The sequence below is a fragment of the Pseudomonas sp. JAI120 genome (assembly GCF_014207255.1).
GTDB lineage: Bacteria > Pseudomonadota > Gammaproteobacteria > Pseudomonadales > Pseudomonadaceae > Aquipseudomonas.
In genome coordinates this window covers 761,949-773,374 of sequence record NZ_JACHCZ010000002.1, presented here as the reverse complement: position 1 = coordinate 773,374, position 11,426 = coordinate 761,949, and the positions used below count along the sequence as shown (strand labels likewise).

The following is an 11,426-nucleotide window of genomic DNA, read 5'->3' as shown; positions in this document are numbered from 1 at the left end:
CACTTGCTATTTGGGCCAGTAGTTACAGGTAGTTGGTGTGCGGGGATAGTTTTGTGCCACTAGTGATTTTAAAAAGTGGTGCCACTACGAAAAAAAATTGGAAATGTCGAGTGAAAGAATTGTTAGGGATGTGTCGGTATATTTTTTGACGTCAAATAAGTGACGATTTTTGGTGTGGAATGCAGGCAAAAATGTGGGAGGGGGCTTGCCCCCGATTGCGTTGTGTCAGTCGACTATGTATCGACTGATGCACTGCCATCGGGGCAAGCCCCCTCCCACATTTGGATTTCATTGTCTGAAAGAGGCTGGTACGGCCTTATTCCGGTGCGTGATCGCGCAAGAACACCAGGTTGTCCGGCTTGGACTGCTCCGCATTGAAGCGGTAGCCCTGCACATCGAACTGCTTGAGCTTGGCCGGATCGTTGATGCGCTCTTCGATCACGAAGCGGCTCATCATGCCTCGGGCCTTTTTTGCGTAGAAGCTGATGATCTTGTACTGGCCGTTCTTCAGGTCCTTGAACTCGGTGTTGATGATCCGCGCGTTCAGGGCCGTGCGCTTGACCGCCGAGAAGTACTCGTTGGAGGCCAGGTTGAGCAGTACGTCGTCGCCTTGTTCGGCCAGGGCTTCGTTCAGCCACTCGCTGATGCGCGTGCCCCAGAAGGCGTACAGGTCCTTGCCACGGGCGTTGGCGAGTTTGGTGCCCATCTCCAGGCGGTACGGCATCATCAGGTCCAAGGGGCGCAGCAGGCCGTACAGGCCCGAGAGCATGCGCAGGTGGTCCTGGGCGTAGCTGAAGTCGGCAGCGGTGAAGGTCTCGGCGTTCAGGCCGGTGTACACGTCGCCCTTGAACGCCAGCAAGGCCTGCTTGGCATTCTCAGGGGTGAAGGCCGGGGTCCAGCTGCCGAAGCGGGCGGCGTTGAGGCCGCCGATCTTGTCGGACACGTGCATCAATTCGCTGATCTGCGCCGGGCTCAGTTCGCGCAGTTGCTCGATCAGCACCTGGGAATGGTCCAGGTACTGCGGCTGGGTAAAGCGCTGGGTCACCGCTGGGGTCTCGAAATCGAGGGTTTTGGCGGGGGAAATCACCATCAGCATGAAGTCGTCTCCTGTAATCGTGCGGGGATTCTAGGGGCTCGGGCGTTTTGACTCCACCTATGATGGCGATAGGCGCGATCCGCTATGATGGCCGGTGACTCTGGAGAGGGAGACCCTGTGTGCGAATAGCGCTTTTGTTGTCGGCTTGCCTGCTGTGCCTGAATGCCCAGGCGGCGCCGGTGGATGTAGCCAGTCTGGATCGTGGTACCTGGCCGGAAAAACTCAGCAGCCCGGCGCTGTTCGATGTGGCTTCGCGTGCGGAAATCCTGATGTTCGCCCACAGCCTGCTGGCCAGTGAATCCCTGGACGAAGCCGCACTCAAGCAGCGCCTGGGCTTGAAGATCATCAACCTGGCGGCCATCGACGACCTGCGCCGCGAGCTTTGGCAGCGCCTGCTGGAGAACTACACCTTTGCCCAGCAGAGCTGCGAAGTCGACGCCTCGTTCTGCTACCTGGTGGAGAGCATGGACGACCTGCGCGAGCAGGCCGGCAAGTTGGCGATCAGCGAAGACTCTTTCTATATAGGCTGGGCAGCCCCCAGCCATGCCTTCCATGAGCGCTATCTGGACGAACTGCTGCGCAAGGCCGCGCTGTTTCCGCAGATCAGCAGCGAAGTTGCGCGCTTTGGCGAGCATGAACGCAATGGCGACGAGTTCAACGACCGCCTCTTCCTGCTGACCTTCGACGGCGGACCGGCGCCGGTCGGCGGCAATACCGACTGGGTCGCCGACTACCTGCGCAAGCAGAAGATGAACGCCACCTTCTTTGCCCTCGGCAGCAGCCTGCAAACCCGTGTGGAGCGCAGTTCCGCCGCGGAGGTGGAGGCGTTGTACCAGGGGCAGTGCGTCGGCACCCAGGGCTGGCAGTACCGTTCCCACAGCCATTGGGTGGACTGGCAAGGCTCCATCACCCGCAGCGCGCAGTTGGTGCAGAACCTGATGCCGGAAAACTACGTGCCGCTGTTCCGCCCGCCTTACGGGCAACGTCGCGCGGACAGCCAGGGGTTTTTCCAGTCGCAGGGCTTGCAGGTGGCGTTATGGGACATCGATTCCCAGGACGAGCCGGGCAAGCTCAAGGCCGATGAGTCGGCGCAGCGGGTGCTGACGTTGATGCTGTTGTGGCGCAAAGGCGTGATTGTGTTTCACGACACCCAGGACAAGGCGCGGGTGGCACTGCCGATGTTGCTGCAGGCAACGGCGCAAAGTGGGCTGGGTTGGCAGGACTGCCGGGAGGCATTTCGTTAAAAAGATGAAGTGCCCGGCCCTGTTGGGCGAGAGGCATTTTTGGGGCAATTTTGTGCGACATTTCGATGCAGGCGGACTTCCGACTTTAACGGTGCATCGGGCACTCGGCTAGTGCTATTCGTCATCCTGAAAAATAAACTTCAAAAAAGCGTCAAAGTGCTTTTTCCTGTCATGGGTTTTGCGGTATTACGAAGTCAGATCGCCGAAACCTGCAACACAGGTGGCGTCTTCCAAGACTCCTCATGTGGGCACTGCGCTTGACGTCACTCAGGTGCAGTCGGTGGTCGAATCGAGGCGCAGCACTGTCGTGGTATTGCGTCGACTGGCTCCCACAAAGGTGACCGAGTATGGATGATCATGGACGCACCCCTTCTTCCGACCAGCCAATCCTTTATGTGCTTGATACCAATGTATTGATCCACGATCCAAACGCACTGCTTAACTTCGAAGAACACCACGTCGCCATCCCGATGATCGTGCTTGAGGAGCTCGACAAACTCAAAAGCGGCCACCACAGCGTGGCTGCCGAATGCCGCCAGGCCATCCGCCTGATCGACAAGACCCTGGGCGAAGCGTCACCCGACGACGTTGAGGTCGGTGTGCCGATCCAACGCGGCAAAAGCGGGCCCAAGGGCTTGCTGTCGATCCTGATGAGCAAGCGCAGCGAGCCCAACAGCCTGCTGCCGGAAAACCTCAACGACAACAAAATCATCAACCAATTGATCGACCTGCACGCTCGCGACAAGGACCTGCGCGTGGTGCTGGTGACCAAAGACATCAATATGCGCCTCAAGGCACGAGCGTGTGGGATCGCCGCCGAGGACTACAGTACCGACCAACTGGTCGATGACGTGTCGATGCTGTCCCGTGGTTATCACATGATGACCGGCTCGTTCTGGGACCGTGTCAGCAAGGTCGAGACCCGTCAGGACCATGGCCGCACCTGGCACCAGGTACAGTTGATCGACAACCTGCCGGCCGTGCATATCAATGAATTCATCGTCGACGAGCAGGGCTTCGTGGGGTGGATCAAAGAGATCCAGGTCGACAAGCTGCTGATCCTCGACCTGCATCAGGAACCCCTGTTGCACCAGGAAGCCTGGGGCCTGAAACCGCGTGACATCTACCAGAGCCTGGCGCTGTATGCGCTGCTCGACCCGGACATCCACCTGGTCAACCTGACGGGTGCTGCCGGTTCCGGTAAAACCATCCTCGCCCTGGCCGCCGCCATTGAGCAGACCATGGTGACCAAGCGCTATCGCCGCATCATCGCCACCCGCTCCGTGCAGGGCCTGGACCAGGAAATCGGCTTCCTGCCCGGCACCGAGGCGGAAAAAATGGAGCCGTGGCTGGGGGCGATCACCGACAACCTCGAAGCCTTGCACATGGATGACGAAAACACCCATGGCAGCGTCGACTACATCCTCAGCAAAGTGCCGTTGCAGTTCAAATCCCTCAACTACATCCGAGGTCGCAGCTTCCAGCAAAGCCTGATTTTGATCGATGAATGCCAGAACCTGACCCCGCACCAGATGAAAACCATCATCACCCGTGCCGGTGCCGGTTCCAAAGTGGTGTGCCTGGGCAACCTGGCACAGATCGACACCCCTTACCTGTCCGCGACCAGCTCCGGGCTGACTTACCTGACGGAACGCTTCAAGGATTTCCCGAACGGCGTGCACATTGCGCTGCAAGGGGTACCTCGCTCGATTCTGGCTGAATACGCCGAATCGCATTTGTAAACGCGGTCAGTGTGGGAGGGGGCTTGCTCCCTCCCACATTTCTTATGCATTGGGTTTACAATCGCTGCTCCTGATCAGGAGTATCCCTGTGCTGACTCATCTCGATTCCCAAGGTCGCGCCCATATGGTCGACGTCACCGACAAGTCCGTGACGTTCCGGGAGGCGGTGGCCGAAGCGCGGGTGCGCATGCTGCCCGAAACCCTGCAAATGATTGTCGACGGCGCCCATCCCAAGGGCGACGTGTTTGCCGTGGCCCGCATTGCCGGGATCCAGGCGGCGAAAAAAACCAGTGATTTGATCCCCCTGTGTCACCCGCTGATGTTGACCGGGGTCAAGGTCGAACTGAGTGCCGAGGGCGCAGACTCGGTGCACATCGTCGCGCGCTGCAAGCTGTCCGGGCAGACCGGCGTGGAGATGGAGGCGTTGACGGCGGCCAGTGTCGCCGCGCTGACCATCTACGACATGTGCAAGGCCGTGGATCGCGGCATGACCATCGAAACCATTCGCCTGCTGGAAAAGCTCGGCGGTAAAAGCGGGCATTTCAAGGCGGATGAACAATGAGCATCAACGTACTGTTTTTCGCGCGTTACAGCGAAAAAATAGGCCTGGATTCACTTGAGATGGAGGGCGACTTCGCCACTGTCGACGCCGTGCGCCAGGCGCTGGCCGCTGATCCGGGCTTTGAAGTGCTCAACGAAACCAGCTTGATGTGTGCTCGCAACCAGGAGTTGTGCGGTCTCGATGAGCCGTTGCAGGCCGGTGATGAAGTTGCGTTCTTCCCGCCCGTGACCGGAGGCTGAACATGGCCATTCGTGTACAGGTCGAACCGTTTGACCCCGGTGCCGAGGTCAACGCGATGCACGCCGCGAATGTGGGCGTGGGCGCGGTGGTGAGTTTTGTCGGCTATGTGCGCGATTTCAACGAGGGCCGAGATGTGTCCGGGATGTTCCTCGAACACTATCCGGGCATGACTGAAAAAGCCCTGGCCAAGATCGGCGTCGAAGCCGAACAACGCTGGCCGCTGCTCAAGCTCGAAGTGCTGCATCGTATCGGTGCGCTGGAGCCGGGTGAGCCGATTGTGTTCGTGGCGGCCGCCAGTGCCCATCGCCAGGCCGCGTTTGATGCCTGTGCGTTTGTGATGGATTACCTGAAAACCCGTGCGCCGTTCTGGAAGAAGGAGAACACCAGCGAAGGTGCGCGTTGGGTGGAAGGTCGGGACAGCGACCACGCTGCAGCGGATCGCTGGAAATAGCCAGCCGAACACAGAACCAAATGTGGGAGGGGGCTTGCTCCCGATGGCGGTGGATCATTCAACAGAGATGTTGAATGTGCCACTGCCATCGGGAGCAAGCCCCCTCCCACATTTTTATCGCATTTAAGCTTTACGGGCGTTTGCGTTCTACAGCCCGCAGCAAGTGCGTCGGCGGTGTCTCGCAGCTGATCTTGCGCCCCAGCAAGGTCTCGATCGACGGCAACTGATACGAGTCATCTTCCCCGGCAAAGCTGATCGACACACCCGCTGCGCCCGCCCGGCCGGTGCGGCCAATACGGTGCACATAGTCGTCCGGCACTTCCGGCAGGGTGAAGTTGATCACGTGGCTGATGCCGTCGATGTGAATCCCGCGCCCGGCCACGTCGGTGGCCACCAGCACGCGAATCTTGCCTTCGCGGAAGCCTTCCAGGGTCTTGATGCGTTTGTGTTGCGGCACGTCGCCGGACAGTTGCGCGGCGTTGACGCCATCGCGCACCAGGCGCTCTTCGATGCGGCGCACTTCGTCCTTGCGGTTGGCGAACACCATCACGCGCTCCCAACCGTTGTCGTTGACCAGGTTATAGAGCAGCTTGTACTTGTCGGCACCGGCCACGGCATAGATGTGCTGTTCGACATTTTCGCTGGCGACGTTCAGCGCCTCGATTTCGACGATGGACGGCTCGGTGGTCCACTGCTTGGCGAGGTTCATCACGTCTTCGGTGAAGGTCGCGGAGAACAGCAGGGTCTGGCGCTCTGCCTTTGGTGGCGTCTGACGAATGATCTGGCGCACTTGTGGGATGAAGCCCATGTCGAGCATGCGGTCGGCTTCGTCCAGCACCATCACTTCGACCATGTCCAGGTGCACATCACCGCGCTGGTTGAAGTCCAGCAGGCGGCCGGGGGTGGCGACCAGGATGTCGCAGTGGCGGGCTTCGAGGTGCTTGAGCTGCTTGTCGAAGTCCATGCCGCCCACGAACGTCATCACGTTGAGGCCGGTGTACTTGGTCAGGTCGGCGGCGTCCTTGGCGATCTGTACCACCAGTTCACGGGTAGGCGCGATGATCAGCGCGCGCGGTTCACCCATGTAGCGCTCTTTCGGCGGCGGCGTTTGCAGCAACTGGGTGATGATCGAGATCAGGAACGCGGCGGTCTTGCCGGTACCGGTCTGGGCGCGGCCGATGGCGTCTTTGCCGGCCAGGGTGAAGCCTAATACCTGCGCCTGGATCGGCGTGCAGTATGGGAACCCCAGGTCCTGGATGGCGTGCATCAGTTCCGGGGCCAGTTTGAAATCGTGGAAGCGGGTTTTGCCTTCCTGAGGCTCGACGACGAAGTCTTCGAGTTTCCACGGGATCACCGGCGGTTTGGGGGCGCGTTCCCGGCGAGGCTTGGGGGCGGGGGCGGCTTGCGTCTCAGGTTTTGCCTGTTCGGGCGGTGTCACCGTCGGCGTCTTTGGCTGGGCGACAGGTGCAGTCCGGCCTGGCTGTTGACCGTCATTGCGGCTGCCGGAGGAGGGGACAGGAGCACTGGGAACAGGCGCGAGCGGCTCAGCCTCGCTTTTGCCGAACATTTTCTTGAGTGCTTTGAGCACGGTGATCTCATTAATTGGTTAAGGAATGTACGCCGGCCAGTGTAATGCAAGAATCGGGCGCGGCGTAGTGCGTCTGTCATACGGCTACATAAACGTGGGTTTCAGCCCAGGCGAGCGGTCAACCAAGTCCCTATATCGTGTATCTCCTGCGGTAACACTTCGTGGCCCATTGGGTATTCCTGCCATGTCACGGTGACACCACGGGTTTTCAGATGCTCGTAGGCGCTGCGGCCCATGGCGTTCTGTACTACCTCGTCGTACTGACCATGCAGGCACAGGGTGGGAATGCGTTGCTGGCTGGCCGACAATTCGAGCTCGTCACTGAAGGTGGGCGCGTAGGTGGAGAGGGCGATTACGCCGCCCAATGGCCCCTCCCAATTCAGGAACGCGGTGTGGAATACCACGGCCCCACCTTGGGAAAAGCCCGCGAGGAAAATCCGCGAAGCGTCTATTCCGGTTCTCTTCTGTGCTTCGATCAGATCGGTCACCATTTTTGCCGACACTTCCAGCTCTTCCAGGCTGATCGAGCGCGCAGGGCTCATGGCCTTGATGTCGTACCAACTGGGCATCTCGTAGCCGCCGTTGATCGTCACTGGGCGGGTCGGTGCCTGGGGCAATACAAAGCGGGTGGACAGCAAGCTTTCCTGCAGCGCCTCGGCCACCGGCAGGAAGTCGTAGCGATCGGCACCCAGGCCATGCAACCAGATTACGCAGGCGTCTGCGGGCTTGGCGGGCTGAAGAATCAAGGGTTCGGTCATGTCTGCTCCATATATGTGCGTGCGCTCCGATTGGGTGCGTCGGAACGGTGCGCGACAGGTTGATCTGTTAAGAGAATGTCGCAAGGGTGAATCTTTTTCCATTGACTAGGGGCTGAAACGACTCAGCCGCCGTTCTGGTACGCGCCTTGCTATGTGTAGGGCGATGTCAGAACTTTCCTGAGACGGTAACACTATCAGTGACTGCCGCTTTCGGGATAGCAGCTGGAATTTCCGCGAAAGCCTCATGCCGCTTGACCCCAAAAAAAGCCAACACGGGTCGATATCGCCTCATAAGGGTGCGCTGAGGTTGGAGCTTCGACACAACAAGAGCAACTGGAGGTTTGAATGAAGGTATTGAAATCCACCCTGGCCATCGTTTCTGCGGCGGCTGTACTGGGTGTCAGTGGTTTCGCCCAGGCTGGCGCTACGCTGGACGCCGTGCAGAAGAAAGGTTTTGTGCAATGTGGCGTGAGTGACGGCTTGCCGGGTTTCTCGGTACCGGATGCCAGCGGCAAGATCCTCGGGATCGATGCTGACGTTTGCCGTGCCGTGGCCGCTGCCGTTTTTGGCGACGCCACCAAGGTCAAATTCAGCCAGTTGAACGCCAAGGAGCGTTTCACCGCGCTTCAGTCCGGCGAAGTCGACATCCTGTCGCGTAACACCACCATGACCAGCTCCCGCGATGCGGGTATGGGCCTGAAATTCCCAGGCTTCATCACTTACTACGACGGCATCGGCTTCCTGGTTAACAGTAAGCTGGGCGTCAAAAGTGCCAAGGAACTGGACGGTGCAACCATCTGCATCCAGGCCGGTACTACCACCGAGCTGAATGTTTCCGACTACTTCCGCGGCAACAACCTCAAGTACACCCCAATCACCTTCGACACCTCCGATGAAAGCGCCAAATCGCTGGAATCCGGTCGTTGCGACGTACTGACCTCCGACAAGTCCCAACTGTTCGCCCAGCGCAGCAAGCTGGCCGCGCCGAAGGACTACGTGGTTCTGCCGGAAACCATCTCCAAGGAGCCACTGGGCCCGGTCGTGCGTAATGGCGACGACGAGTGGCTGGCCATCGTGCGCTGGGTTGGCTACGCCATGCTCAACGCTGAAGAAGCTGGCATCACTTCCAAAAACGTTGAAGCTGAAGCCAAGTCCACCAAGAACCCGGACGTTGCACGTCTGCTCGGTGCTGACGGCGAATACGGCAAAGACCTGAAAGTGAAGAAAGATTGGGTCGTACAGATCGTCAAGCAAGTCGGTAACTACGGTGAAGTGTTCGAGCGCAACCTGGGCAAGAGCACCCCGCTGGAAATCGACCGTGGCCTGAACGCGCTGTGGAACAACGGCGGCATTCAATACGCACCCCCTGTGCGCTGATCGCTGATGGTTCTGTCACCCGGAGGGCCAACCGCCGGGTGATGTTCTGTTCCATTCTTTCCGGGGCACTTCATGCAAAAACAAATCGGCGCACCAAAGCAGAAGCTCAGCTTCAGCGATCCCAAAGTGCGTGCGTGGCTCTTCCAGATCATCACGATTGTGGCGGTGATCTCGTTGGGCTGGTACCTCTTCGACAATACCCAGACCAACCTTCAGCACCGGGGCATTACCTCGGGTTTCGACTTTCTTGAGCGCAGTGCCGGCTTCGGCATCGCGCAGCATCTGATCGACTACACCGAATCGGACAGCTATGCCCGCGTCTTTGTCATCGGCTTGCTCAACACCTTGCTGGTGACCGTGATCGGGGTGGTCCTGGCAACGCTGCTCGGCTTCATCATCGGTGTGGCACGTCTGTCCCCGAACTGGATGATCAACAAGCTGGCGACCGTGTATGTGGAAGTGTTCCGCAACATTCCGCCGCTGCTGCAGATCCTGTTCTGGTACTTCGCGGTGTTCCTGACCATGCCGGGGCCGCGCAACAGCCATAACTTCGGCGACACCTTCTTTGTCAGCAGCCGTGGCCTGAACATGCCGGCAGCGCTGGCCGCTGACGGGTTCTGGCCGTTTGTGGCCAGCATCGTGGTTGCCATCGTGGCAATCGTGCTGATGGCGCGTTGGGCCAACAAGCGCTTTGAAGCGACCGGCGTACCCTTCCATAAGTTCTGGGCGGGCCTGGCGCTGTTTATCGTGATCCCAGCGTTGTGTGCCTTGATCTTCGGCGCGCCGCTGCACTGGGAAATGCCCAAGCTGCAAGGCTTCAACTTTGTCGGCGGCTGGGTACTGATCCCTGAACTGCTGGCGCTGACCCTGGCGCTTACCGTGTACACGGCAGCGTTTATCGCCGAGATCGTGCGTTCGGGCATCAAGTCCGTCAGCCACGGCCAGACCGAAGCTGCGCGCTCCCTGGGCCTGCGTCCTGGGCCGACGCTGCGCAAGGTCATCATCCCGCAAGCCCTGCGGGTGATCATTCCGCCGCTGACCAGCCAGTACCTGAACCTGGCGAAGAACTCGTCGCTGGCCGCCGGTATCGGTTACCCGGAAATGGTTTCGCTGTTTGCCGGCACGGTGCTCAACCAGACCGGCCAGGCCATCGAGGTTATTGCCATCACCATGAGCGTGTACCTGGCGATCAGCATCAGCATTTCCCTGCTGATGAACTGGTACAACAAGCGCATTGCGCTGATCGAGCGGTGAGGAAACGCACATGAGTTCGCATACTTTCAAACCTGATATGCCGCCGCCGAGTAAAGTCTTCGGACCGATGGCCTGGATGCGTGCCAACCTGTTTTCCAGTTGGCTCAATACCCTGCTGACGCTGTTGGCGTTTTACCTGATCTACCTGGTGGTGCCGCCGATCCTGCATTGGGCCATCCTCGATGCCAACTGGGTCGGCACTACTCGCGCCGATTGCACTAAAGAGGGCGCGTGCTGGGTGTTTATCCAACAGCGCTTCGGGCAGTTCATGTACGGCTACTACCCCGGCGACCTGCGCTGGCGTGTAGACCTGACCGTGTGGCTGGCCATTGTCGGCGTGGCACCGTTGTTCATCTCGCGTTTCCCGCGCAAGGCGATTTACGGCCTGGGCTTCCTGGTGTTGTACCCGATCATCGCGTTTTTCCTGCTGCACGGCGGGATATTCGGCTTGACCAACGTGGCCACCAGCCAATGGGGCGGCCTGATGCTGACCCTGGTCATCGCCACCGTCGGCATCGCCGGTGCCTTGCCACTGGGTATTGTGCTGGCGCTGGGACGGCGTTCGAACATGCCGGCGATTCGTGTGGTCTGCGTGACCTTTATCGAGTTCTGGCGCGGCGTGCCGTTGATCACCGTGCTGTTCATGTCCTCGGTGATGCTGCCGTTGTTCCTGCCTGAAGGCATGGGCATCGACAAGCTGCTGCGGGCGTTGATCGGCGTGATCCTGTTCCAGTCGGCCTACGTGGCCGAAGTGGTGCGCGGTGGCTTGCAGGCGATTCCTAAAGGTCAGTACGAAGCGGCCGCGGCGATGGGCCTGGGTTACTGGCGCAGCATGGGCCTGGTGATTCTGCCGCAAGCCCTGAAGATGGTAATCCCGGGCATCGTCAACACGTTTATCGCGTTGTTCAAGGACACCAGCCTGGTGATCATCATCGGTTTGTTCGACCTGCTCAACAGCGTCAAGCAAGCCGCCGCCGACCCTAAATGGTTGGGCATGGCCACCGAAGGCTATGTGTTTGCCGCCTTGGTGTTCTGGATTTTCTGTTTTGGTATGTCGCGCTATTCCATTCATTTGGAACACAAGCTCGACACAGGCCACAAGCGTTAGGAGTTG

Annotated in this window: 11 protein-coding genes; 8 read left to right on the top strand and 3 right to left on the bottom strand. The window is 59.4% G+C overall.

Annotation, left to right across the window (positions count from 1 at the left end; translation table 11 throughout):
- Nucleotides 1–316: 316 nt before the first annotated feature.
- A complete protein-coding gene (gene yaaA, locus HDC32_RS15380) occupies nt 317–1,096 on the bottom strand; it encodes a peroxide stress protein YaaA (RefSeq protein ID WP_184744599.1) in 780 nt (259 codons plus the stop codon).
- A gap of 119 nt (nt 1,097–1,215) precedes the next feature.
- Between yaaA and HDC32_RS15375 the strand changes: the two genes are divergently transcribed.
- The 5 genes from HDC32_RS15375 (at nt 1,216) to moaE (ending at nt 5,335) form a co-directional block, all read left to right on the top strand.
- The gene (locus HDC32_RS15375) at nt 1,216–2,340 is read left to right on the top strand and encodes a polysaccharide deacetylase family protein (protein WP_145335271.1); all 1,125 of its coding nucleotides are present in this window, start codon (nt 1,216–1,218) and stop codon (nt 2,338–2,340) included.
- A 347-nt stretch (nt 2,341–2,687) separates the two neighbouring features.
- Nucleotides 2,688–4,082, top strand: coding sequence for a PhoH family protein (locus tag HDC32_RS15370; protein ID WP_131698346.1), 1,395 nt, complete (start codon nt 2,688–2,690; stop codon nt 4,080–4,082).
- An 88-nt stretch (nt 4,083–4,170) separates the two neighbouring features.
- The gene (gene moaC, locus HDC32_RS15365) at nt 4,171–4,644 is read left to right on the top strand and encodes a cyclic pyranopterin monophosphate synthase MoaC (protein ID WP_131698345.1); all 474 of its coding nucleotides are present in this window, start codon (nt 4,171–4,173) and stop codon (nt 4,642–4,644) included.
- Nucleotides 4,641–4,883, top strand: a complete 243-nt coding sequence (moaD, locus tag HDC32_RS15360; protein ID WP_131698344.1) for a molybdopterin converting factor subunit 1 — start codon at nt 4,641–4,643, stop codon at nt 4,881–4,883. Before moaC ends, moaD begins: the two co-directional genes overlap by 4 nt.
- A 2-nt stretch (nt 4,884–4,885) precedes the next feature.
- Nucleotides 4,886–5,335 (top strand): molybdopterin synthase catalytic subunit MoaE, encoded by a 450-nt coding sequence (moaE, locus tag HDC32_RS15355; RefSeq protein WP_145335269.1) that lies wholly within the window; start codon nt 4,886–4,888, stop codon nt 5,333–5,335.
- Between the two features lie 130 nt (nt 5,336–5,465).
- On the opposite strand, the gene rhlB is transcribed toward moaE, so the two are convergent.
- A complete protein-coding gene (rhlB, locus tag HDC32_RS15350; protein ID WP_167654877.1) occupies nt 5,466–6,929 on the bottom strand; it encodes an ATP-dependent RNA helicase RhlB in 1,464 nt (487 codons plus the stop codon).
- A 95-nt stretch (nt 6,930–7,024) separates the two neighbouring features.
- On the bottom strand, nt 7,025–7,681 hold the full coding sequence (locus HDC32_RS15345; RefSeq protein WP_131698341.1) for an alpha/beta hydrolase: 657 nt from the start codon (nt 7,679–7,681) through the stop codon (nt 7,025–7,027).
- 345 nt (nt 7,682–8,026) lie between these two features.
- Between HDC32_RS15345 and HDC32_RS15340 the strand changes: the two genes are divergently transcribed.
- The 3 genes from HDC32_RS15340 (at nt 8,027) to HDC32_RS15330 (ending at nt 11,420) form a co-directional block, all read left to right on the top strand.
- Nucleotides 8,027–9,058, top strand: coding sequence for an amino acid ABC transporter substrate-binding protein (locus tag HDC32_RS15340; RefSeq protein WP_131698340.1), 1,032 nt, complete (start codon nt 8,027–8,029; stop codon nt 9,056–9,058).
- 72 nt (nt 9,059–9,130) lie between these two features.
- Nucleotides 9,131–10,312: an amino acid ABC transporter permease gene (locus HDC32_RS15335; RefSeq protein WP_184744597.1), complete on the top strand. Its 1,182-nt coding sequence runs from the start codon at nt 9,131–9,133 to the stop codon at nt 10,310–10,312.
- Nucleotides 10,313–10,322: 10 nt separating this feature from the next.
- Nucleotides 10,323–11,420, top strand: coding sequence for an amino acid ABC transporter permease (locus HDC32_RS15330; protein WP_131698338.1), 1,098 nt, complete (start codon nt 10,323–10,325; stop codon nt 11,418–11,420).
- The last annotated feature ends 6 nt before the right edge of the window (nt 11,421–11,426 follow it).

Bases quoted from the DNA above. Each gene is read 5' to 3' on its own strand.
- HDC32_RS15345 (WP_131698341.1), bottom strand. From the start codon at position 7,681: ATGACCGAACCCTTGATTCTTCAGCCCGCCAAGCCCGCAGACGCCTGC.
- moaE (WP_145335269.1), top strand. From the start codon at position 4,886: ATGGCCATTCGTGTACAGGTCGAACCGTTTGACCCCGGTGCCGAGGTC.
- moaD (WP_131698344.1), top strand. From the start codon at position 4,641: ATGAGCATCAACGTACTGTTTTTCGCGCGTTACAGCGAAAAAATAGGC.
- yaaA (WP_184744599.1), bottom strand. From the start codon at position 1,096: ATGCTGATGGTGATTTCCCCCGCCAAAACCCTCGATTTCGAGACCCCA.
- HDC32_RS15335 (WP_184744597.1), top strand. From the start codon at position 9,131: ATGCAAAAACAAATCGGCGCACCAAAGCAGAAGCTCAGCTTCAGCGAT.
- HDC32_RS15340 (WP_131698340.1), top strand. From the start codon at position 8,027: ATGAAGGTATTGAAATCCACCCTGGCCATCGTTTCTGCGGCGGCTGTA.
- HDC32_RS15330 (WP_131698338.1), top strand. From the start codon at position 10,323: ATGAGTTCGCATACTTTCAAACCTGATATGCCGCCGCCGAGTAAAGTC.
- HDC32_RS15370 (WP_131698346.1), top strand. From the start codon at position 2,688: ATGGATGATCATGGACGCACCCCTTCTTCCGACCAGCCAATCCTTTAT.